Raw genomic sequence first — 23,277 nt, 5'->3', positions numbered from 1 at the left:
CCATGTTTCGTCGTGGTGGGAGGGCTGTGGCCGCAGGGACTGGAGATCACCGACGCGGCAAGACGGTCTTCTTCCTGGCGGCCTGTGGCTGGGCCGGTGCGGTGCCCCATTGGCTGGATCCATCCCGGAGCCTGATCCCTGCCTTCACTCTGGCGATGCTGCTCGGGGGGTATGCCCTGCGCACCTTGATGCGAGGTCATGATCAGCAGACCACGCAGAACAACGGCAGCGATTCGGACGATTCCCCTTCAAAGGCTGCAGAGTTATTCCCCACAGTGGATGTGGTGGTTGCTGCCCGAGATGAGGAAGCGGTTGTCACCCGGCTTGTAGAGCGGCTCAGTGCCTTGCGCTACCCCGATGGTCGTCTGAGCTTGTGTGTGGTGGATGACGGCAGCGAAGACCGCACTCCTGACCGCCTCGCAGAGCTTCAGATCCGATTCCCGTCCCTACAGGTGATCAGCCGCCCTCGCAATGCCGGTGGAGGAAAGTCCGGTGCTCTCAATGCCGCCCTGGCTCAGACCAAGGGTGAATGGCTGCTGATTCTTGATGCGGATGCACAGCTGGGTTCTGATCAGCTGGAACGGTTGATGCCCTTCGCAACCAGCGGCGACTGGTCAGCTGTCCAGATGCGCAAGGCAGTCACCAATGCCAGCAGCAACTGGTTAACCCGTGCTCAGGCCATGGAAATGGCATTTGATGCCCAGCTTCAGGATGGACGGCTTGCCGGTGGTGGAGTGGCTGAACTTCGTGGCAATGGTGAGCTTTTGCGCCGCGATCTGCTGGAGGCCTGCGGTGGTTTCAACGAGGACACCGTCACCGACGATCTGGATCTGAGTTTTCGTTTGATCTTGCAGGGAGCTCGGATCGGCATCCTCTGGGATCCACCCGTGCAGGAGGAGGCTGTTGAGTCGCTTCAGGCACTCTGGAAGCAGCGTCAGCGTTGGGCCGAAGGAGGACTGCAACGCTTTCTCGACTACTGGCCTGGCTTGATTTCGTCGCGTCTGACCCCTGCCCAGCGCAGCGATGTGGCTTGTTTCTTCCTGCTTCAGTACGCCCTTCCCGTGGTCTCCTGGGCGGATCTGCTCACGAGTGTGATCAGCCGCACCACGCCCGCTTACTGGCCTCTGTCGATCGTGGCCTTCAGCGTGTCCGGTGTTGCCTACTGGCGTGGCTGTCGACGCCCCAGCGAAGGGCCCGATTTGCCTTCGCCAGGTGTTTTCAATCTTCTGCTTGGTATCGCCTATCTCAGTCACTGGTTCCTTGTGATCCCCTGGGTCACCCTTCGCATGGCGTTTCTTCCCAAACGACTGGTCTGGGCCAAGACCACGCACAGCGGAGAGGGAGAGACACTTCAGGCTTCAGAGCCTGGGATCTAGCTGTTGAGGTCCACGTCCAGAACCTGACCGTTGAAGAAGTCAGCGAAGCGTTTCACTTTGTCATCCATGGCGGAAGGCTCAGGGCGGACTGGTGGAGCCGTTGTTGGTTGAGAAGACACCGTCGCATGGCCTGTCTGAACGGAAGGAGCCTGGCCGCTTGCCATCGAGGGAGCTGCAGCTGCAGGCGGTGGCTGGGCAGGAGCCGATGTTGATGGGGGTGCTGCAGATGCTGCATTGTTCGGAACAACAGCGGCCGACTGAGCGGTTGAAGGAAGCTGAGCGCCATTGCTGGGAACTGCTGCCGGCGCTGGTGCAGGTTTGGGTGCAGGTGCGCTCGGCATAGCTGCCATGGGTGCTGCTCCTCCATGGTTTTCGAGGACCAGTTGACGGTTGCCTCCCATGGCACTCGCAATCGCCTTCTCCAGCAAGGCTGCGCGGCTCTGCACCATGCCCATCCAGTTCCCGGACACCTGCACCACAGCGCGGTGGCTGTCGATCCGTGTCAGTCGGGCTTGCTGCGAGAGCAGCATTCGCGTGGAGGGAAGTTCCAGGCTGGCCAGAATTTGCTGCCAGAGCTCGCCGAGGTCTTGGCTTGCAGCAGGAGTCGTTGCAGCTTCTTGTGCCTGCGGTTCGGATGCAGTAGTGGACTGCTTTGGTGGCGAAGGGGTTGTGGATGTGTCGGGAAGGCTCACCTCTGGCACAGCTGTTGAAGCACCGGCTTTTGAAGCAACAGCTGCTGCAGCAACAGCTGGAACCTGGGCAGGAGCTGGCGGTGGAACAGCTGATGAGGACACCGGAGCTGCAGAGCTCACGCGAGTTGCTGCCGGTGCTGAGGTTGCTGCGACTGTCGAGGCGGCTGGTTCAGCCAGCAGACCGAGCAGCAGCACCTCCAGCCAAAGGCGAGGCTGCACGCTCTGACGAAGCTGTTGTTCAGCACCTCGCAACTGGCCCTGCCATTGCAGCAGTCGTGTCCGGCCAATGGATTTGGCCAGGGGAGGCAGTTGATCGCGGAACTGTGGAGAGACACCTGTGAGCTCAGGTCGATCTGGAGCAGCGGCCATCAGCACGAGATCCCGCAGGATCCCTGCCATTCCCTGCAGCACCGATCCGGCATCGCGGCCGCGGTCAAGCAGTTGCCGGCTGGCTTCCAGCAATGTCACCGGCTCACTGGTGCTCATGGCTTTCACCAGCTCCAGCAACTCCTGCTCAGGAACCGCTCCCAGCAAATCCCATACCGCTCCGGCTTCGATCGGTCCAGGTAGAAGGCTGAGCTGATCCAGCAAGCTCTCTGCATCGCGCAGCCCCCCCTGGGCTCGTTGGGCCACCACATGCAGAGCTTCCGGTTGGATCGGAATCGATTCCTCCGCAGCGATCCACTGAAGGTGCTGCTCGAGTGCATCGAGAGGAATGCGCCGAAAGTCAAATCGCTGGCAGCGGCTGAGGATGGTGGGCAGAACCCTCTGTGGGTCGGTTGTGGCCAGCACGAACACCACCTGTGGAGGTGGTTCCTCCAGGGTCTTGAGCAGCGCATTGAAGGCTGCGGTGGAGAGCATGTGGCACTCGTCAACCACATAAACCTTCCAGCGCGCCTGCACTGGAGCGAACCTTGAGCGCTCGATCAGGTCGCGGATGTTGTCGACGCCGGTGTTGGAGGCGGCATCGATCTCGATCACATCCAGTGCTGTGCCTGCGGCGATTGAGTTGCACAGTTCGCAGTTGCCACAGGGTTCCGGCGTCGGGCCGTCGTTGCTGAGGCAGTTGAGTGAACGGGCAAGGATGCGGGCGCTGGAGGTCTTACCCGTTCCTCGAGGTCCGCTGAACAGATAAGCCGGTGCAATGCGTCCGGTTCGCAGGGCATGGCCGAGGGTGGCCGCAATCGCTTCCTGACCCACCAGCTGATCAAGCCGTTGGGGCCGGTACTTGTGATGCAGTGGCTGGTACGGCTGGCTCATGCACTGCCGGCAGGATGCTGAGGCTACCGAGGTTCTGGTCCTGAAACTGTGCCTTCTTCTTGAGAGGTCTCATCCAGCAGTGAATGCAGCTTGTCTTCCATGTCTTCGACGGCTGCCAGTTCATCGGCGATGCCCCGGCCCGTGAGCAACAGCTGCCGACTGCGTCGATCGACCCGTTCATCGGCTCCCTGACCAGGCATGCCTTGCATCCAGGTCTCCGCCTGCTCGAGGGTGCTGTCCAGTTTCTGCATCAGGCGTATTCGCAGTTTCTGCAGGTGTTCCAGAGCACGCCGGGCGCGTTGGCGTGACTGTTCATCGACCACCCCTTTACGCAGCAACACACCCAGTCCGGTGAGCAGAGCCGCAGGCATCAGCTGGCCGAATGCGAGTGCACCGAGGCTGCCTGTGTGGAGCCAGTCCTCCACTTGACCGCTCCTGTGCCGACCCGTTTTGCACCAGTTGGCGAAGTGCTCGCAGTTGTTGAACAGCAGGTTGTAGTTCTGTTCGCCAATCCTGCTCATGGCCCTTCTCAGGGTCACCCCAGCAGGTGAGGCCTGTTCATGGCTGACCATGCTCACCTCCTCACCGCGGCTGAAATCTTCCAGGGAGCTGCGCAGGATTTCACGACCCTCCAGGTAATGGGCGACCGTTCCATCGCCCAGATCGATCCCGTGGTGCAGAAACAAACCGTGCTGACGAGGGACCCTCAGATGGTCGGCGGTGGCCATGGCCGTGAAGAAGGGCTCGCTTGAGTCTGTCGCGGAGTTCCTTCTCAGGAACTGGGGGGCTTCCGAACCGCAGTGGTTGGGTCTGAATGAGTTGTGTTCAGAACCCTCAAGAGTTGGCCATGGCGATCAGGCTGATTCCTGCTGGCGATCCTTGCCGGGCAGAGACAGCACCTTGCCGCCTGTGTGTTCCTCCACCATGGCGCGGGTGATCGTGAAGTCAGGCACGTTTTTGCGAGAGGGCAACTCGTACATGAGATCGAGCATCAGCTCTTCCACAATGCCGCGCAAAGCTCTGGCTCCGGTCTTGCGACGATGCGCCTCCTGAGCGATGGCTTCGATGGCTCCTGCCTCGAAGTCAAGCTTCACATTGTCCATGCTCAAGAGGGTTCGGAACTGCTTGACCAGGGCATCCCTCGGTTCGGTGAGGATGGATTCAAGAGCGTGTTTGTCCAGCGGATCCAGGACAGCGCTCACGGGCATGCGACCGATGAATTCGGGGATCAGCCCGTACTTCACCAGATCATCCGGTTCGAGGTGACGCAGCACCTGTGAAGCCTGAAGATCGCGAGTGGCCTTGCCGCGACCGCGGCTGTCGCTGGGCACGAAGCCAATGGCGTTCCGACCCATGCGTTTCTGCACCACATCGTCCAATCCCACGAAGGCACCACCACAGATGAACAGGATCTGGCTGGTGTCGATCTGGATGCAGTCCTGATAGGGATGCTTGCGGCCGCCCTGGGGGGGAACGTTGGCCACAGTGCCTTCAAGCATCTTGAGCAGAGCCTGCTGCACTCCCTCACCGGAAACATCCCTGGTGATCGATGGGTTTTCGCTCTTACGGGCGATCTTGTCGATCTCGTCGATGTAGATGATCCCCCGTTGGGCGAGATCCACATCCATGTCGGCCTTCTGGAGCAGCCGCAGCAGGATGTTCTCCACGTCCTCACCGACGTAGCCCGCTTCCGTGAGGGTGGTGGCGTCGGCCACGGCGAAGGGCACATCCAGCATCTCCGCGAGGGTTTGGGCAAGCAGCGTCTTGCCACAGCCCGTTGGGCCGATCAGAAGAATGTTGGATTTGTGCAGCCTGGTGGCGGTCTGTTCAGTCTCCCCTTTGCCGTCTCCCTGCCAGGCCAGGCGCTTGTAGTGGTTGTAAACCGCCACCGACATGATTTTCTTGGCAGCGTCCTGTCCCACGACCTGCTGGTCCAGGAAACCCTTGATCTCCTGTGGTTTGGGAATGGAGGCGAGGGTCGGCGCAGGCTTGGAGGTCTTGCGGGGCTGGTTTGAGCCGCTCTTCCTGGTCGGCTCATTGCCCTGCCGGCTACCACCCTGAGCATCGATCAGCTCCTCATCCAGGATCTCGTTGCAGAGATCGATGCACTCATCACAGATGTAGACGCCAGGGCCTGCAATCAGCTTGCGCACTTGCTCCTGGGACTTTCCGCAGAAGGAGCACTTCAGATGGGCGTCGAACTTGGCCATCGGGCGCTTCGCAGGTCAGTCGGAACACAGAGCTGGATCGAATGGAACTCGGCCCAGGTACTGAGGATCGCGACAGAACGGGCTGATGTCAGCCCTCCGTAACGATTTCTCCGTCTCCGAAACTGTCCACGACGCGATCAATCAGGCCGTAAGTGACGGCTTCGGCGGGAGACATGAAGTTGTCACGGTCCGTGTCTTCAGCGATCTTCTCCAGTGGCTGTCCGGTGTGATCGGCCATGAGACCGTTGAGGGTTTGTTTGAGGAACAGGATCTCCTTGGCCTGGATTTCAATATCCACTGCTTGCCCCTGAGCACCACCAAGGGGTTGGTGGATCATGATTCGAGCATTGGGAAGCGCCAGTCGCTTGCCTTTGGCACCTCCGGACAGCAGGAAGGCTCCCATGGAAGCTGCCAGGCCGTAGCAGATGGTGACAATGTCAGGCGCCACTTGCTGCATGGTGTCGTAGATCGCCAGGCCGGCAGTCACAGAGCCGCCTGGGGAATTGATGTAGATCTGAATGTCCTTCTCGGGATCCTCCGCTTCCAGGAACAGCAGCTGAGCCACCAGGGCGTCCGCCACCTGATCGTCCACACCGGTGCCTAAGAAGATGATCCGCTCGCGCAGCAATCTGGAATAGATGTCGAAGGCGCGGTCACCTCGACCGGACTGTTCAACCACTGTCGGCAGCACGCCAGGAGCTGCCTGAGGATGCTGCGAGACAGGCTGAATCCCCCGCCAGCGGTTCTGAATCGGATGGTGAATGCGGTCGTCGATCACTCGGCGGCTAGCGGGCTTTGCAAGCAATCTATGGCTGCAGATCAGGCTTCGGCGCCATCACTGTCCTTCTTGGCGCTTTTTGCTTTGGTTGTTTTTTTCTTTGCAGCGGGTTTGTCGCTCTTGGCTGCGGCCTTCTTGGCTGATCCCTTGTCATCTTTCTCAGAGTCTTCCGGAGCTTTGTCGGTGATGGTGCTGTTCTCTTCCAGCCAGCCCAGAAGCTTCTCTTGAAGCAGATCATCAAGCACAGCCTGACGAAGCCGCTCGGGGTCGATGTCGCGCTCGCCGGAAAGCTGTTGCTTCACATCCTCGAGTTTGGCCTCAAGCTCGCTGTCCTCGACAGTGAGCTTTTCACTCTCTGCCAGGGCTGTTAGAGCAAGGCTTCGGCGCAGGCGCTCCTCAGCTTCAGGGCGTGAGGAGTCCATCAGGTTGCGGACCAGTTCGGGAGTGAACAGCGATTTCACATCCATTCCCTGCTGGGCAAATTGTCCAGCGGTCTGTTCCACCAGATTGCGAACCTCCTGTTGGATCAGGCTTTCGGGAAGTTCGACTTCCAGTTGTTCCACCAGAGCGGCCAGCAGAGCGTCGTGGCGGTTGCTGCGTGCGCGGCGTTCGGCGTCATCCTTGAGACGTTGTTCAAGGTCGCTGCGCAGATCCGCCAGGGACTCCTGCTCGCTGGCCTGCTTCGCGAACTCGTCGTTCAGCTCAGGCAGCTCGCGAGTCTTGAGGTCTTTCAGTTCGATGTCAAAGCTGGCCTTGCGTCCGCGTGCATCTTCCTTGGGATAGTCCTCAGGGAATGTGCAGTCCACCGTCTTGCTGTCTCCGACTGCCATGCCCACCACACCTTCAATGAAGCCTGGGATCATGCGCCCATGCTCGAGATCGACATCCATGGAATCGGCGCTGCCGCCCTCGATCTCACTGCCGTCATCGCTGTAGATGCCCTTAAAGTCCACAACAGCGATATCTCCCTTCTCCGCCTTGCGTCCTTCAACGGGAACCACGGTGGCCAGTTGGCGGCGTGAGTCCTCCAGCATTTCGTCCACGCGCGCCGGGTCGTAGCTGACGTTTTCGGCCTCGGCCTTCAGACCCTTCGTGCTCTTCAGCTTCGGTGTTGGGGCGACGTCGGTTTCCAACGTCAGAGTGAGGCCTTCTCCAGGCTTGAAGCTCTCGAGCAGTTCATCGAAGCCGCCGCTCAGTTCGGGCTGGCCGAGAGCTTCAATCGTTTCCTGTTCGAGGGCATCACGCCAAACGCTGTCAACAAGTGTTTCCAGTGCTGTAGCGCGGATCCGCAGAGCACCCAGCTGCTGAACCAGAACGGTGCGGGGAACTTTGCCCTTGCGGAAGCCCGGCAGATTGACACTGCGGCTCAGCCGCTTGATTGCTTCCTCGTAACTGGCCTCACAGCGTTCTGCAGGAACAGCGACCTCCACGGCCAGTCGGCTACCGGGACGGGAGGAGGTGGAAACCTTCAGGCTGGCGGCACTCATCGGCTGGGTCGCAGGTACAAGCAGCCCAACACATTAATTAAGTGCCTGACCATCACCCCCGCGTAAGCTTCTTTGTAGGAAAAGCCACACCCTGTCTTCAAGTGTTCAGGGTTGTTGCAGCCGGTGGTTGCACCACCTGCCCGTCTGTATCTGAGTCCCCGTCCGTTTGACCCCTGTTAACCAGTTACCGAATCGACCTCTGACGGTGGCCGTCCTCGGTGCCAGTGGTGCGGTGGGGCAGGAGTTGCTTCAGCTGCTTCAGGAGCGCAATTTCCCAGTGGCTGAGTTGCGTCTGCTGGCCTCGGCCCGTTCAGCAGGGCAGGTCTGTCAATGGAACGGACAGGCGATCACGGTTCAGGAAGTTTCTGAGTCCTCATTCCAGGGAGTTGATCTGGTGCTGGCATCCGCTGGCGGTTCGGTGTCGCGCCAATGGCGAGAAGCGATTGTTTCCGCCGGTGCCGTGATGGTGGATAACTCCAGTGCCTTCCGCATGGAAGACGGCGTGCCCCTGGTGGTTCCTGAGGTGAATCCGGAGGCTGCTGCTGAGCACAAGGGGGTGATCGCCAACCCCAACTGCACCACGATCATCCTCACGCTGGCTCTGGCTCCTCTTGCTGCCAAGCGTCCGATGCACAGGGTTGTCGTGAGCACCTATCAGTCAGCCAGTGGTGCCGGTGCCCGGGCCATGGAGGAACTGAAGGATCTGTCCCGGGTCGTGCTCGATGGCGGCACCCCCAAAAGTGAAGTGCTTCCCCACTCGCTGGCCTTCAATCTTTTTCTGCACAACTCACCACTGCAGTCCAACAGTTACTGCGAAGAGGAAATGAAGATGGTCCATGAAACCCGCAAGATCATGGGTTTGCCGCAGCTTCGGTTCACGGCAACCTGTGTGCGGGTGCCGGTCCTTCGTGCCCATTCAGAAGCGGTCAATGTGGAATTCACTGAGCCCTTTTCCGTGACTGAAGCCAGGGAGCTTCTCGCTGCTGCGCCGGGTGTGGAACTGCTTGAAGACCCTGCCAGCAACCGTTTTCCCATGCCCACGGATGTGACTGGTCGTGATCCCGTTGTTGTGGGGAGGATCCGACAGGACATCAGTGAAGAGAAAGCACTCGAATTCTGGCTTTGTGGAGATCAGATTCGTAAAGGTGCGGCGCTCAACGCCATTCAGATCGCCGAATTGCTGTTGCCCGCCGCCTGAACGTTATGAGTACCGCTGCAGAACTCTCTCCAACTCCTTTCGGTCGTTTGGTGACGGCCATGGTCACCCCCTTCGATGCAGAAGGCGCCGTGGATCTGGCGCTCGCAGGTCGTCTGGCCCGTCACCTGGTTGATGAGGGATCGGAAGGTCTCGTGGTGTGTGGAACCACCGGAGAGTCCCCCACGCTCAGCTGGAGCGAGCAACTGAAGATGTTCGAGGCCGTGCGGCAGGCCGTTGGTCCCGGTGTGCATGTGCTGGCAGGAACCGGCAGTAATTGCACCCGCGAAGCGGTTGAGGCCACCCGCGAGGCTGCGGCAGCCGGTGCTGATGGTGCTCTAGTGGTGGTGCCCTACTACAACAAACCCCCTCAGGACGGGATGGAAGCCCATTTCCGCGCCATCGCTGAGGCTGCTGCTGACCTGCCGCTGATGCTTTACAACATTCCCGGCAGGACAGGTTGCAGCATGCAACCGGACTCAGTTGCGAGGCTGATGAATTGCGCCAATGTGATGAGCTTCAAGGCCGCCAGTGGAACCACGGAAGAAGTGTCCCAGTTACGACAGGCCTGTGGTCACCGCCTGGCGATCTACAGCGGTGATGATGCCCTCACACTGCCGATGCTGTCTGTGGGCGCTGTGGGTGTCGTGAGTGTGGCCAGCCATGTAGTGGGGCGTCGACTGCGCAACATGATTGAGGCTTATCTGGCTGGTCAGAACGCAGTCGCTCTTTCACATCACGAGCAGTTACTGCCTTTGTTCAAGGCCCTTTTCGCCACCACCAACCCCATTCCGGTCAAAGCCGCTCTCGAATTGAGTGGTTGGCCGGTGGGTGCTCCCCGACTTCCCCTCGTTCCGCTGGAGCCTGCCATGCGCGCTGCCCTCTCCGAAGCCCTTGATGCCCTGCGTCAGACCTGACGCCAAGGCTGTTGACCAGCGCTGAAGTGCGCCTCCCTGATTGATTTTCTCCATACCCAAGCGATCCCATGACCGTCACAACTGCCCAGACCAAGCAACCAACCCTGAGAGTGATCCCTCTCGGAGGACTGCATGAAATCGGCAAGAACACCTGCGTTTTTGAATACGGCGATGACCTGATGCTGGTTGATGCCGGCCTCGCCTTCCCCAGCGATGGCATGCACGGCGTGAACGTGGTTCTGCCCGATACCAGCTTCCTGCGCGAGAACCAGAAGCGTATCCGCGGCATGATCGTCACCCATGGTCATGAAGACCACATCGGTGGGATCGCCCACCATCTCAAGCACTTCAATATTCCGGTGATCTACGGGCCGCGACTGGCTCTTTCGATGCTCACCGGAAAGATGGATGAAGCCGGCGTCGCCGATCGCACCACCCTGCAGACCGTCGGACCTCGCGATGTGGTGAAGGTGGGTCAGCACTTCTCAGTGGAGTTCATCCGCAACACCCACTCGATGGCCGACAGCTTTTCGCTTGCCATCTCCACGCCTGTCGGAACGATCATTTTCACAGGCGACTTCAAGTTCGATCACACCCCTGTTGACGGCGAGCACTTCGATCTGGCCCGTCTGGCTCACCATGGCGACAAGGGAGTTCTCTGTTTGTTCAGCGATTCCACCAATGCCGAGGTGCCGGGCTTCTGTCCTCCCGAGCGGTCTGTGTTCTCCAACCTTGACCGTCACATCGCCGAGGCCGATGGGCGAGTGATCGTCACCACCTTTGCCAGTTCAATCCATCGTGTGTCGATGATCCTTGAGCTCGCCCTCAAGAACGGGCGCAAGGTTGGCTTGCTGGGTCGCTCCATGCTCAATGTGATCGCCAAGGCCCGTGAGCTGGGCTACATGCGTGCTCCGGATGAGTTGTTTGTGCCGATCAAGCAGATCAACAATGTCTCCGATCGCGAGACCCTGCTGCTGATGACCGGCAGTCAGGGTGAGCCCCTTGCGGCACTGAGCCGCATCTCCCGCGGTGAACACCCGCAGGTGAGAGTCAAAAGCTCCGACACGATCATCTTCTCGGCAAGCCCGATTCCAGGAAACACCATTTCCGTGGTGAACACGATCGACAGACTGATGATGCTGGGCGCCAAGGTGGTCTACGGAAAGGGAGAGGGCATTCATGTCTCTGGCCATGGCTTCCAGGAAGACCAGAAGCTGATGCTGGCGCTCACCCGTCCGAAATTTTTCGTGCCCGTGCACGGTGAGCACCGCATGCTGGTGCGTCATGCCAGGACCGGTCATTCCATGGGCGTTCCCGAGAACAACACGCTGATCATTGATAACGGCGATGTTGTTGAGCTCACCGCAGACTCAATCACCAAGTCTGACCCTGTGAAGGCTGGTATCGAGCTGCTCGATCAGTCGCGGAACGGCATTGTTGACGCTCGCGTGCTCAAGGAGCGTCAGCAACTGGCGGAAGACGGCATCGTCACGATCCTGGCTGCAATCAGCACCGATGGCGCCATGGTGGCCCCGCCTCGCGTGAATCTTCGCGGTGTCGTCACCACTGCCGATGCCCGCAAGATGTCGCTGTGGACGGAACGCGAAATCAAGTGGGTGCTCGAGAATCGCTGGAAGCAGCTGACCCGCAACACCGGTGGCAAAGCCCCTGATGTGGACTGGATGGGTGTACAGCGGGAAGTGGAGGTTGGCCTCAGCCGCCGAATGCGCCGTGAACTTCAGGTGGAGCCTTTGATTCTCTGTCTGGTGCAGCCCGCACCGGCAGGAACACCTGTGTACAAGGGTCGAGCGGACTCCGAGCCCGATGATCGTCCGGCGCCGCGGGGTCGTGGTGGTCGCCATGGCAGTGGTCATGGAGCTGGTCGCCACGGTGGAGGTCGTGACGGTGGTGGTCGAGATCGCAACCGGGAAGTCACGCCAGCGCGGGTGATCACGACAGCTCGCTCAGCTGCTGTTGAGGCCAAGTCGGCTGCAGCGAAGCAACCTGTGGTTGCAGCTTCAAAAGCCCCTGAGCCAGCCAAGGTGCCTGCGCCTGCCGCTCCAGCCCCAGCAGTCGATCAGGACATGCCCGCTGGCCGCACCCGTCGTCGTCGCTCAGCGGCTGCGTAAGGTTGTTCGCAGCCACGACCAACGGTTTTTGGGTTGGTCGCCCACCGAGCTTTTCTTGGTGGGCTCCAGTGCCTTATCTGGGAGCGTCACCAGCAAATTGCCCGCTTCCAGCCGTTTGATGATGGCTTCCCTGATCTCCGGATCGGCTTTGGGCTTGGTTGCGATGGTGACGACTTCAATTGTTGTTCCATGGGCGAGCTCACCGCTGGGTTCAGATTCGCAGTCAGGCTCAGGTTCCAGTTCAGTGATGGGCTGAGCTTCCGCTTCGGGCTCAGGGTCAGCCAGAGCGCTGATCTGGTTGGAGGGTGTTTGGTCACGAATGCTGTCTGATGGCTCATCGTTGATCACAGTGTTGATCTCGGTGATCGTGGATGTTGTCTCAGGCTTAGGTTCCAGTTCAGTGATGGGCTGAGCTTCCGCTTCGGGCTCAGGGTCAGCCAGAGCGCTGATCTGGTTGGAGGGTGTTTGGATGTGGCTGCCCACGATTTGCTCGTCCTTGAGCCAGGGCATCGCGGTTGTGATCACCGTCGGCTGCAGAGAGTCCTCCTTGGCGGATGCCGCGCTGAGAAAGGGGTCTGCGATCAAGGCCAGGGAGCCCGTTGTTTGCGCAGGCTGCGTGCATTGATCCTCATCTTGATCAATCACCTGCTCCGATCCGGTCACCAACTCCGGCGTGCCACGGGTCCGTTCAAGGCCTTGTTCCGCCAGTTCCCGCAACGTGTCTTGGGGGTTGCTGGCCAGTACCAGTTGGTAAAACTTCCGAGCCTGAGCAGGCTCCTGAAAGCCATACAGGACAATGTGACCCGCCAGCAGAGCCACGAAGGCTCGCCATGCCAAAACCGCATCCCGTTCAGCACCCTCTTCCGGTATTGGTTCCAGCTGACTGAGCAGTTCAAGGGTGATCGATTGCGCAGCCTCGAAATCACCAGCGCCATAGGCTTTTTCAGCGGCGAGGTACTTGCTTTGGAAGTCGCCGTCCAATGGGGTTCAGCGGTTGTTCTCCAGTTGTACCCAGTTCCGGCACCAGTGGAGTCGCTTCTGACCTGCCAGATGGCGCTCGCCGGGCGGTTGGCTGGGACCGATGGCACTGCTCAGTTCTTCAAGCTGTCGGGCCGAGAGTGCTGGCATGCCCTGGGCCTGAAGCCATCCGTGCAAAAGCAGTCGTCTTGCCGAATCGGGGAGTTGTTGTAAGGGCGTTCGCTTCAAGGCACCGTCAGCACCCTTCAGATTCTCCAGACTCAGCTTCACTAGTGCGCTCTGGGTGTCCTGCAGCTGGGACACTCGCTCGCTCAGCTCAGCCATGCGCCTGCTGCAGCCGGGGTGCAGGGCCTCCAGCACCGGTAGGACCTCCTGACGGATGCGGTTGCGATCGAAGCGTGGATCGCTGTTGCTCGGATCTGTCCAGATCGGCAGTTGCAGGTCCCGGCAGATGGCGGACGTGTCGTCACGGCTGAAATGCAGCAATGGTCGGACCAGTTGAATGTCATCCGTTGCATCCGCATTCAGGGTCCGTTGCCAACGCATGTTGCCCAGCCCGGCCAGATCCGTTCCTCGGCTGAGTTGTAACAGCAAGGATTCGGCTCGGTCGCTGGCGGTGTGTGCGGTCACGACAGTACGGCACGGTTCGCCTGTCTTGTGGAGGTTGAGCTGTTGACAGGCCTGATGAAGCTGGGCGTAACGCCATGCACGGGCTTTAGCTTCGCTGCCGGTGGTGCTGAATGTGCTGGTACTGACCAGCAGGGGCAGTTGATGCGTCTGGCACCAGCTGGTCAAATCGGCGGCAATGCGAGCGGACCTTGGATGCCAGCCATGGTCTCCATGCCAGAGCTGCAGAGTCCAGTGATGTCTACTGGACAGATCCCTCAGCAGCCCCAGCAGAGCCATCGAGTCCTGACCGCCGGAAATCGCCAGTAAAAGGGTTGCCCCTTTGGGCAACAGCTGGGGATTTTGTAGAAGTTGGCGGTGAAGCCTGTCGTGCCAGTTCAGCCAAGGCTCGCCGGCTGTCATTGCTCTGGTTGGGTGTGGCTTCGATCCTGGCTGTTCATGCGGTGGGAGAATGTATCCATCTGATGTCAGCTTGATGTCCCGCCTTTCTCTGCTGCCTGCTGCTCTCCGCCGCAGCCTGGAACAGCGTTCCTCGCTGAAGGTGATTGCCGGTCTGATGAACTTCGACGCGGACTCGGTCGCTCGTGTGTCCCGCGCCGCTGGTCTGGGTGGGGCCAATTTGATTGATGTGGCCTGTGATGCGGAACTGGTAAAGCTGGCGGTTGAGGCATCCGCTGGCCTGCCGGTCTGCGTGTCGTCTGTTGAGCCCGAGCAGTTTCCCGCTGCTGTTGCTGCAGGAGCTGTGATGGTGGAGATCGGTAATTTCGATTGCTTCTATCCCCAGGGGCGCATCTTCGGAGCCGACGAGGTGCTGGAACTCACACGCCGCTCTCGTGGATTGCTGCCTGAGGTGGTGCTGAGCGTCACCGTTCCCCACGTGTTGCCGATGGATCAGCAGGAACAGCTGGCCGTGGATCTGGTGGCGGCCGGTGCCGATCTGATCCAAACCGAGGGTGGTACCAGTGCCAAACCATTCAGCGCCGGCAGCCTTGGCCTGATTGAGAAGGCAGCTCCCACTCTGGCCGCGGCTCACAGCATCAGTGCTGCTTTGCAGAATGCCGGTGAGACGGCACCGGTGCTGTGTGCATCGGGTCTTTCAGCTGTCACCGTGCCGATGGCGATCGCAGCTGGCGCAGCGGGTGTGGGCGTTGGTTCCGCGGTGAATCGCCTCGATGATGAGTTGTCCATGGTCGCTGTGGTGCGTGGTCTGCGTGAAGCCTTAGGTCGTGAGGTCACCAGCCGCGTCTGATTGCTGCGGACACGCGCGCGCCAATGGGCCCCGTAACGTGAGTGCCCAATTCAGGGTTTAAAGCGCGAGGACCATGCCTGCCTACGACCTGACTGCGCCCTATGCCCCCAAAGGTGATCAGCCGATGGCGATCACTCAACTGGTGGAAGGTGTGAATGGTGGTCGTCGTTATCAGACTCTTCTGGGTGCGACCGGCACGGGCAAAACGTTCACGATGGCCAATGTCATTGCTCAGACCGGACGTCCTGCCCTGGTGTTGGCTCATAACAAGACTCTGGCGGCACAGCTTTGCAATGAGCTGAGGGAATTCTTTCCCAACAATGCTGTGGAATATTTCATCTCCTATTACGACTATTACCAGCCGGAAGCGTATGTGCCGGTGAGTGATACATACATCGCCAAAACAGCATCGATCAACGAAGAGATCGACATGCTGCGCCACTCAGCGACGCGATCGTTGTTTGAAAGGCGCGATGTGATTGTTGTGGCTTCCATCAGTTGCATCTATGGACTGGGAATCCCCAGCGAATACCTGAAGGCATCGGTGCAGTTTCGGGTGGGCGAGTCTCTTGATTTAAGGGGCTCCTTGCGCGAATTGGTAAATAACCAGTACAGCCGTAATGATATGGACATCACTCGCGGTCGCTTTCGCGTGAAGGGCGATGTGTTGGAAATCGGTCCTGCTTATGAAGATCGTCTAGTGCGGGTGGAGCTGTTCGGTGATGAGGTGGAGGCGATCCGCTATGTCGACCCCACCACGGGCGAAATTCTGCAGAGTCTGGACACCATCAATATCTACCCGGCCAAGCACTTTGTGACGCCGAAGGATCGTTTGGATTCGGCGGTGAAGGATATCCGCCATGAGCTCAAAGACCGACTGGAGTTTCTGCAAACCGAAGGAAAGTTGCTGGAAGCTCAGCGCCTGGAGCAACGCACCACCTACGACCTGGAGATGCTGCAGCAGGTGGGCTATTGCAATGGCGTTGAGAACTACGCCCGTCATCTGGCCGGACGTGAACCGGGCTCCGCGCCGGAATGCCTGATCGATTACTTCCCCGACGACTGGCTGCTGATTGTTGATGAGAGCCATGTCACTTGTTCACAGCTTCAGGCCATGTACAACGGCGATCAGGCCCGTAAGAAGGTGTTGATCGATCACGGTTTTCGTCTTCCCAGTGCAGCCGACAATCGGCCGCTTAAAGGCGAAGAGTTCTGGACGAAGGCACGCCAGACCGTGTTTGTGAGTGCCACGCCTGGTGACTGGGAAGTGAAGGTGAGTGATGGCCAGGTGGCGGAGCAGGTCATCCGTCCCACGGGAGTGCTGGACCCGGTTGTGGAGGTGAGGCCGACAACAGGTCAGATCGACGACTTGCTGGGAGAGATCCGCACGCGGGCCGAGAAGCAGCAGCGCGTGCTGGTGACCACACTCACCAAGCGCATGGCGGAAGACCTCACGGACTATCTGGCCGAGAACAAGGTGCGGGTGCGCTACTTGCACTCGGAGATCCATTCGATTGAGCGCATCGAGATCATTCAGGATCTGCGCCTGGGTGAGTACGACGTGCTCGTTGGTGTGAACCTGCTGCGAGAAGGCCTGGATCTGCCCGAGGTGAGCCTGGTGGCAATCCTGGATGCTGATAAGGAAGGATTCCTGCGAGCGCAGCGATCACTGATTCAGACGATCGGCCGGGCTGCACGGCATGTGGAGGGGGTTGCGCTGCTGTATGCCGACAACATGACGGATTCGATGGCGAAGGCGATCGAGGAGACCGAACGGCGGCGCAAGATCCAACAGGTCCACAACGAACAGCATGGAATTGTGCCGACGGCGGCCGGTAAAAAGGCAAGCAATTCAATTCTTTCGTTTCTGGAGCTCTCGCGAAAACTCAAGACCGATGGCCCCGACGCAGACCTGGTACAAGTGGCCGGCAAGGCCGTGCAGGCATTGGAAGATGACACTGATGGCCTGGCTCTCGATGCCTTGCCCGAACTGATCGATCAGCTCGAGGTCAAGATGAAGGACTCGGCCAAGAAGCTTGATTTTGAGGAGGCTGCCAACCTTCGTGATCGGATCAAGAAGCTGCGTCAGAAGCTGGTGGGTCAGAGCTGAGCTGCTGAGGCTCCTCCGCTAGGCCACCAGGGGTGATTCGCTTCCCTCGGCTGCATGGCGGGTGCTGCCGCCCAGCTGGAAACCGGCATGCACGGCCTGAAGTGCTGCCACACCATCGGCCTCAGCGACCACGCAGCTGGTGCGGATCTCACTGGTAGCGATCATTTCGATGTTGACGCCTGCTTCCGCCAGAAAACGGAACATCCGCCCTGCGGTGCCCGCCGTTGCAGGCATGCCCGCGCCCACGGCACTGACCCTGGCAATGGCTGGACCGTCTTCGAGCAGGGCTCCAGGCCACTGAGCCAGCAAAGCACTCAGGGCGCGATCTGCCGCAGTGCGGTCCTCACGTTTCAAGGTGAAACTGATATCTCGGCTGCCATCGGCGTGCTGGCGTTCCGACTGGACGATGGCATCGAGGCTGATGCCCGCGTCGGCCAGCGCATTGCAGAGGGCTCCGGCGGTTCCGGGTTTGTCGGGTACATGGCGCACGCTGACCTGGGCTTGGTCACGGTCGAGGGCCACGCCACGCACTTCCGGCTCAGCTTCGCCGCTCGCGCTGGGATTGAGGCTGATCTGACCGGCCTCCAGTTCGAAGGCTTCCTGGGTGGCCTGCAGGGCTTTGCTGCCCACGTCGGCGTTGATCACACAGCTGACCTTCACCTCACTGGTTGCGATCACACGCAGATTGATGCCCACCCGGGAGAGGGTCTGGAACAGACCGGCGGCAATGCCCGGGCGACCCATGATGCCGGCGCCGCTGATGCTCAGCTTGCTCATCCCGGACTGGGCGACCAGCTCACCGCCTAGCTTCTGGATCAGGGATTCACAAATGCTGCGAGCCCTCTCCAGGTCGGTTTCAGCCACGGTGAAGGTGATGTCGTTGCTGTTGCCGTCGTGGGTGGCCTGGATGATCAGGTCCACATTCACGCCTCCCTCAGACAGGCTTTCGAACAGCTGGGCGGCAACGCCGGGCTGATCGGACACGTGGGAGAGAGCCAGCACGGCCTGGTGCTCCACCAGTTCGGCGCCGTCCACCGGCCTGCCCAGTTCAAGACCCTCGCGTCCGATGGGCCGGGAGTTGCGGCTGGTGAGGGTTGTGCCGGGTTCATCACTCCAGCTGGAGCGCACCACCATCGTGACGCCGTAGTTGCGTGCGATCTCCACGGCACGCGGGTGCAGCACGGCAGCGCCGAGACTGGCCAGCTCGAGCATTTCGTCGCAGCTCACCTGAGCCATCAGCTGGGCGTCTTCCACCTTGCGCGGATCGGTGGTCAGGACCCCTGGCACATCGGTGTAGATCTCACAGGCCGCGGCACCCAGGGCTGCCGCAAGGGCTACAGCAGAGGTGTCGGAGCCTCCGCGCCCCAGTGTGGTGATTTCGGCGGTGCCGCCGCTGCTCTGGCTCGTGCCCTGAAAACCGGCCACCACCACCACGCGGCCTTCGGCCAGTCGGCTGCGCAGTCGATCGGTGCGCACATCGAGGATGCGTGCCTTGCCATGGGCGGATTCGGTCACAATGCCCACCTGGGTGCCGGTCATGGAGATGGCCGGGACGCCCAGCTCATGCAACGCCATGGAGAGCAGCGCAATCGACACCTGTTCACCGGTGGCCAGCAGCATGTCCATTTCCCGCTGGGGTGGATTGCTGCTGATGGCGTTGGCTTTGGCGGTTAATTCATCGGTGGTGTGACCCATGGCCGAGACCACGATCACCAGATCGTGCCCCTCCTCCTTGCAGCTGGCGATACGCCTGGCCACGGCCTGGATGCGCTCCACGCTGCCGACGGAGGTTCCGCCGAACTTCTGCACCAGAAGGGCCATCCATGCCGCCTCATGTCGCAGGAGATTGTCTCACTGTGCTGCTCCCAGCAGCCCATCGCGGAATGCGTCTCCCGGCTGGGTGCCGCGTTTGAGAGCTGCTTCCACATCCAGCAGGCGGCCCAGCAGGTTGAGGCAGCGCTGGGGTGAACGCTCCTGCAGCTGTTTGCGCATCACATAGATGCGCTTGGGGTTGCCGATTCCTGCCGCTTTGGCGATCACCCCCACGTCCCGCTCTCCCTGTTGTTCGAGCAGCATCACCCAGAGCCACCCCCTGATCTGACCGGTGAGTGTGGCCACAATGCGCAGGGCCGGTTCGCCGGCATCGTTGAGGGCATCCAGTAAGGCAATCGCCTCGCCGGGATCACCTGCTAGCAGGGCATCACCCACCTGCAGAGCGTTGGTGCTGAGACCCTCGATCAGGCTGTCAACCGAGCTGGCACTGATGCGTGCCTCTCCGCTGCTTTCAGCATGCAAAGCCAGCTTCTGCAGTTCCATGGTCAACCTTGCGCTGTCGTTGCCGATGGCATCGATCAAGGCATCCACTGCACGGGGCTCCAGCCTTAGGTTCAGTTCCTCAGCAGTTCGCTCCACCAGCTGGCGCTGGCCGGCGCCGTCCCAGACCGCCGGCAACTTGAAGCTGCGCTCGCAGGCTTCTCCCGCCTTGATGCGTTTGATCAGGGCTTTGGTGGTGCGCAGACGACCGTCAGGTTTGGAGGGATGGCAGAGCAGCAGTTGGGTGCTTTCAGGGATGCCATCCAGAGAAGCTTCGAAGCGATCGGCCAGCTCGCTGGGACAGGTGTTGCAGAAGGGAGACCGCTGCAGCAGCACGACCCTGGAGCCAGCGCCGAAGGGTGGCGTGCGTGCTTCTTCCAGTGCCTGCCTGGCTTGTCCCGCTTCGCTGCCATCCAGTCGACTCACGTTCACGCTCGCCCAGCTCGGATCAACTGCCTTCTCGATCAAGGCCTGAACCGCCCGTTCCAGCGCGGCGGAATCATCGCCCCAGAACAACTGGATCGGCATTGAGGCGTGTCGTCGCACAATGTCGAAGTCTGCCCTGACTGGCAGCCCCCGTCAGAGGAACTTGCTGGAATGGCTGATCATCCGATCTTCACGGAAAGCATCCGTCGAATTCGGGCCTTGCTGGGGGACACGGGACTCGATCCTCTGCAGCAGCAGGTGTTGGAGCGTCTGGTGCACAGCAGCGGAGATCCAGGCCTGCAGCCGTTGCTGCGGTTCAGCGAGGGGGCCTGCGAGCAGGGACTTGCGGCGTTGCAGGGCAGAGCAGCGATCCTCACCGATACGGCCATGGCTGCAGCTGCCGTGACGCCGATGGCCATGCGCACACTGGGCACGACCGTGCGCTGCCTGCTCGACTGGGCTCCTGAGGTTTCACCGCAGGAGTCCACTCGTTCCGCTGCGGCCATGCAGAGGGCCTGGCCGGAGCTCACACAGGCGGCCAACGCGAGCGGGCAGCCCATGCCGGTGCTGCTTGTGGGCAGTGCGCCCACGGCTTTGGAACAGTTGCTGGATCAGCTCGATGCCGGGGCCGCGGCCCCTTCGCTGGTGATCGGCATGCCCGTTGGTTTCGTTGGTGTCCCTGAAAGCAAGCGTCGTCTGGCGGCGACGGCTCTGGCTCAGATCCGCCTGGAGGGAACCCGTGGCGGAGCAGGTTTGGTGGCGGCGGCGGCGAATGCCCTGCTGCGAGCGGCTCAGGCCGCCAGCTGATCGAGCACCTGCCTGGCCCGTTGCACAACGGGGGAGGGGACCCCTGCAAGGCGGGCCGCTTCGATGCCGTAACTGCGGCTGGCACCGCCGCTCTGCACCTGATGCAGGAACACGAGATCCTCGCCGGTTTCTTCCACCATCACCTGGAAGTTGGCCACGTTGGGCCGCTCCTCCGCCAGGTTGTTCAGCTCGTGATAATGGGTGGCGAACACCGTGCGCGCCTTGAGATCGCTGGCCAGATGTTCGCTCACGGCCCAGGCGATCGAGAGGCCATCAAAGGTGGCTGTGCCGCGGCCGATTTCATCAAGAAGCACCAGGGAGCGGTCGCTGGCGTGGTGAAGGATGTTGGCGGTTTCGGCCATTTCCACCATGAAGGTGGACTGGCCCGCGGCCAGATCGTCCACGGCTCCCACCCGAGTGAAGATGCGATCGGCTATGCCGATCTGAGCGGCGGAGGCGGGCACCCAGCTGCCGATCTGAGCCAACAGCTGGATCAGGCCGATCTGGCGCAGATAGCAGCTTTTGCCGCTGGCATTGGGTCCCGTCAGCACGATCAGGTCGGTGTCACGTCCGAGAGCCAGATCGTTGGGGGTGAAGGGCGCTTCCACCAGCAACTGTTCCACCACTGGGTGACGGCCAGCTGTGATGGCGAGCTCACGGTCGTCGCTCAGTTGGGGGGCGCACCAGCCTGCGGTGGCGGCCGTGTCAGCCAGGGCACAGAGTGCATCCAATCCGGCCGTGGCGCGGGCTGCTTCGCGGATAGGTATGGCCATGCTGCCAACCTGGTCGCGCAACTTGCAGAACAGCTCGTATTCGCGCTGAAAAGCCCGTGCCCGCAGCTGGAAGATGCGTCCCTCCCGCTCTTTCAGTTCAGGAGTGATGAAGCGTTCTTCATTGGCAAGGGTCTGGCGGCGGATCCAGTGGTCGGGCACGGAGGACGCTTTCGCTTTGCTCACCGCCAGGAAATACCCGAAGGTGCGGTGGTACTGCAGACGCAGGTTGCTGATGCCACTGAGCTCTTTCTCCAACCGTTCCTGCTCGGCCAGCCAGGCGTCCTGGTCATCGAGTTGATTGCGTAGGCCATCCAGCAGCGGGTCCACTCCGTCATGGATGAGCCCGCCTTCGCTGAGGGAAAGGGGCGGAGCGTCCACCAGGGCATGGCGAATGGCGGAGGCCAGTTCAGCGAGCGCTGGATCTGGCTGCAGCAGTGCCTCAAGAACGCGTGGCCATGTTTCCAGGGTTCCCACCAGGCGACTGGCAAGGCGGGGAAGCCGCTCCAGGCCATCGGCGATGGCCACCAGATCACGGGCGCTCGCATGTCCGGCGCCGGCCCGACCCGCCAGCCTTTCCAGATCCCCCATCGGCCTGAGCAGACGCCGCAAGCCCTGGCGCAGGGGCCTTTGGCTCACCAGCAAGCTCACCACGCTTTGTCGCTCCCGGATTGTGGTGAGAGCCATCAGCGGCGCCTCCAGCCAGCGGCGTAGACATCGCCCACCCATGGCCGTGAGGGTCTGGTCGATCGCCCAGAGCAGCGAACCCTGGAGTTGTCCGTCGCGTTGGGTGGCCGTCAGCTCCAGATTGCGGCGGGTCTGGGCATCGAGCACGAGGGCATCACCGGCCTGCACGATCTTCGGCACATCAAGGGGGACTCGCGCTGCCTCCTCGAGCGGTTGCGTGTCATTGACGTACTGCAGCAGCCCACCAAAGGCCCGCAGGGCCAGGGGTAGTTCCTGCAGGCCAAGGCCATCCAGCCCAGCCAGCCGGTAGTGCGTTTTCAGGGCCTGTTCGGCCTGGGGGCGGCTGAAGGGTGTGAGCGCCATCGGGCTGAGCATCAGCCGTTCAGGACACCAGGCAGGTCGCTGCGTGCCGGCGTCGTCCGTGGCTGCCCAGAGCAGTTCCGAGGCCTCCAGCTGGGCTAATTGCTGATGCAAGGCATCGCTGCCGCTGCGTTCCAGCACCTGAGCGTCGCCGGTGCTCACATCGGCGCTGGCCAGACCCCAGCGCAAGGGTTGCTTGCCGCTGGCAGGTTCCACCACCACTGCGGCCAGCCAGTTGTTGCGGCGGGCAGCGAGCATGCCTTCCTCTAGCACCGTGCCCGGAGTGAGCACCCGGGTAATGCCCCGCTTGAGCAGGGCTCCCTTGGCGGGGGTGGTTTCCAGTTGGTCGCACAGCGCCACGGAGTAACCACGACGGATGAGCTCAGCGCAGTAACGCTCGGCGGCGTGATGGGGAATTCCCGCCATCGGCACGCGTCCGATCGCCTTGCCCCCTTCCTTGCCGGTGAGGGTGAGTTCCAGCACTCGCGAGAGCTCGACGGCGTCTTCGAAGAAACATTCAAAGAAGTCGCCCAGTCGGTACAGCAGCACGCGTTCAGGGTGTTCGGCCTTGAGCTCCACGTAATGGCGCAACATTGGCGTCAGCAGGATCGGATCCACCTGGCTGTGGTGGGCCCAGGCCGGGGCGTCGCTGTCGTCGTTGTCTGAGCTGGTCAGGTCGTCGTCCGGGTTGGAGGCCTGGTCGGGATCACTGCTGTTCTGACGCTGTCTGGGGCGAGAGGCTGCATCAGCGCTGAGGTCGGCGTCACTGACCTCTGACAATGCATCGCCTGCCAGTGCCTGAGAGGCATTGGCAGGTAAGAGCGAGGGGCCTTTGGTCGGTTCCGGAGCCCCGAACAGATTCCCCTGCAGTGACTGCTCCTCGGGCTGGGGGCAGGTGAGGGGCAT

17 protein-coding genes are annotated in these 23,277 nt (G+C 61.0%); 7 read left to right on the top strand and 10 right to left on the bottom strand.

Annotated features, from left to right (window positions below):
• The first annotated feature begins 2 nt into the window (after positions 1-2).
• Entirely contained in the window at positions 3-1,376 is a 1,374-nt protein-coding gene (locus SIB58_RS14320; protein WP_066908515.1) for a glycosyltransferase, read from the top strand.
• Here the strand turns inward: SIB58_RS14320 and SIB58_RS14315 are convergent.
• The 5 genes from SIB58_RS14315 to tig all read right to left on the bottom strand — a co-directional run bounded on the left by SIB58_RS14315 (position 1,373) and on the right by tig (position 7,803).
• Positions 1,373-3,328, bottom strand: coding sequence for a DNA polymerase III subunit gamma/tau (locus SIB58_RS14315; RefSeq protein ID WP_066908512.1), 1,956 nt, complete (start codon positions 3,326-3,328; stop codon positions 1,373-1,375). The two genes, SIB58_RS14320 and SIB58_RS14315, sit on opposite strands and share 4 nt — an antisense overlap.
• Before the next feature lie 23 nt (positions 3,329-3,351).
• Positions 3,352-4,056, bottom strand: coding sequence for a lecithin retinol acyltransferase family protein (locus SIB58_RS14310; RefSeq protein WP_067327112.1), 705 nt, complete (start codon positions 4,054-4,056; stop codon positions 3,352-3,354).
• 126 nt (positions 4,057-4,182) lie between these two features.
• On the bottom strand, positions 4,183-5,538 hold the full coding sequence (gene clpX / locus SIB58_RS14305) for an ATP-dependent protease ATP-binding subunit ClpX (protein WP_066908506.1): 1,356 nt from the start codon (positions 5,536-5,538) through the stop codon (positions 4,183-4,185).
• A gap of 88 nt (positions 5,539-5,626) precedes the next feature.
• On the bottom strand, positions 5,627-6,316 hold the full coding sequence (gene clpP / locus SIB58_RS14300) for an ATP-dependent Clp endopeptidase proteolytic subunit ClpP (protein ID WP_066908872.1): 690 nt from the start codon (positions 6,314-6,316) through the stop codon (positions 5,627-5,629).
• Between the two features lie 41 nt (positions 6,317-6,357).
• Positions 6,358-7,803, bottom strand: a complete 1,446-nt coding sequence (gene tig, locus SIB58_RS14295) for a trigger factor (RefSeq protein WP_067327110.1) — start codon at positions 7,801-7,803, stop codon at positions 6,358-6,360.
• Between the two features lie 205 nt (positions 7,804-8,008).
• Between tig and SIB58_RS14290 the strand changes: the two genes are divergently transcribed.
• From SIB58_RS14290 to SIB58_RS14280, 3 genes are all read left to right on the top strand, one after another.
• Positions 8,009-9,001 carry an aspartate-semialdehyde dehydrogenase gene (locus SIB58_RS14290; RefSeq protein ID WP_414494672.1) on the top strand — a complete coding sequence of 331 codons (993 nt, stop codon included), beginning with the start codon at positions 8,009-8,011 and terminating at the stop codon, positions 8,999-9,001.
• 5 nt (positions 9,002-9,006) lie between these two features.
• On the top strand, positions 9,007-9,915 hold the full coding sequence (gene dapA, locus SIB58_RS14285) for a 4-hydroxy-tetrahydrodipicolinate synthase (RefSeq protein WP_067327105.1): 909 nt from the start codon (positions 9,007-9,009) through the stop codon (positions 9,913-9,915).
• Between the two features lie 68 nt (positions 9,916-9,983).
• Entirely contained in the window at positions 9,984-12,044 is a 2,061-nt protein-coding gene (locus SIB58_RS14280) for a ribonuclease J (protein WP_067327103.1), read from the top strand.
• Here the strand turns inward: SIB58_RS14280 and SIB58_RS14275 are convergent.
• Positions 12,030-13,025, bottom strand: coding sequence for a hypothetical protein (locus SIB58_RS14275; protein WP_067327098.1), 996 nt, complete (start codon positions 13,023-13,025; stop codon positions 12,030-12,032). The two genes, SIB58_RS14280 and SIB58_RS14275, sit on opposite strands and share 15 nt — an antisense overlap.
• 6 nt (positions 13,026-13,031) lie before the next feature.
• Positions 13,032-14,051 (bottom strand): tRNA lysidine(34) synthetase TilS, encoded by a 1,020-nt coding sequence (gene tilS, locus SIB58_RS14270; protein ID WP_067327096.1) that lies wholly within the window; start codon positions 14,049-14,051, stop codon positions 13,032-13,034.
• Between the two features lie 73 nt (positions 14,052-14,124).
• Between tilS and SIB58_RS14265 the strand changes: the two genes are divergently transcribed.
• On the top strand, positions 14,125-14,898 hold the full coding sequence (locus SIB58_RS14265; protein ID WP_067327161.1) for a DUF561 domain-containing protein: 774 nt from the start codon (positions 14,125-14,127) through the stop codon (positions 14,896-14,898).
• A 73-nt stretch (positions 14,899-14,971) separates the two neighbouring features.
• A complete protein-coding gene (gene uvrB / locus SIB58_RS14260) occupies positions 14,972-17,008 on the top strand; it encodes an excinuclease ABC subunit UvrB (RefSeq protein WP_067327093.1) in 2,037 nt (678 codons plus the stop codon).
• A gap of 18 nt (positions 17,009-17,026) precedes the next feature.
• On the opposite strand, the gene SIB58_RS14255 is transcribed toward uvrB, so the two are convergent.
• Positions 17,027-18,829 carry an aspartate kinase gene (locus tag SIB58_RS14255; protein WP_067327091.1) on the bottom strand — a complete coding sequence of 601 codons (1,803 nt, stop codon included), beginning with the start codon at positions 18,827-18,829 and terminating at the stop codon, positions 17,027-17,029.
• Positions 18,830-18,859: 30 nt separating this feature from the next.
• Positions 18,860-19,849, bottom strand: a complete 990-nt coding sequence (holA, locus tag SIB58_RS14250; protein ID WP_067327089.1) for a DNA polymerase III subunit delta — start codon at positions 19,847-19,849, stop codon at positions 18,860-18,862.
• Between the two features lie 69 nt (positions 19,850-19,918).
• On the opposite strand from holA, the gene SIB58_RS14245 reads away from it, so the two are divergent.
• The gene (locus SIB58_RS14245) at positions 19,919-20,554 is read left to right on the top strand and encodes a precorrin-8X methylmutase (RefSeq protein WP_414494671.1); all 636 of its coding nucleotides are present in this window, start codon (positions 19,919-19,921) and stop codon (positions 20,552-20,554) included.
• Here the strand turns inward: SIB58_RS14245 and mutS are convergent.
• Complete coding sequence (gene mutS, locus SIB58_RS14240) at positions 20,539-23,277, bottom strand: DNA mismatch repair protein MutS (RefSeq protein WP_414494670.1); 2,739 nt, start codon at positions 23,275-23,277, stop codon at positions 20,539-20,541. The two genes, SIB58_RS14245 and mutS, sit on opposite strands and share 16 nt — an antisense overlap.

The sequence above is a fragment of the Synechococcus sp. MIT S9504 genome, from assembly GCF_047497135.1.
In the GTDB taxonomy this organism is placed as follows: Bacteria; Cyanobacteriota; Cyanobacteriia; order PCC-6307; family Cyanobiaceae; genus Synechococcus_C.
The sequence above is the reverse complement of the archived record's forward strand: the minus strand, read 5'-3'. Positions and strand labels throughout refer to the sequence as shown.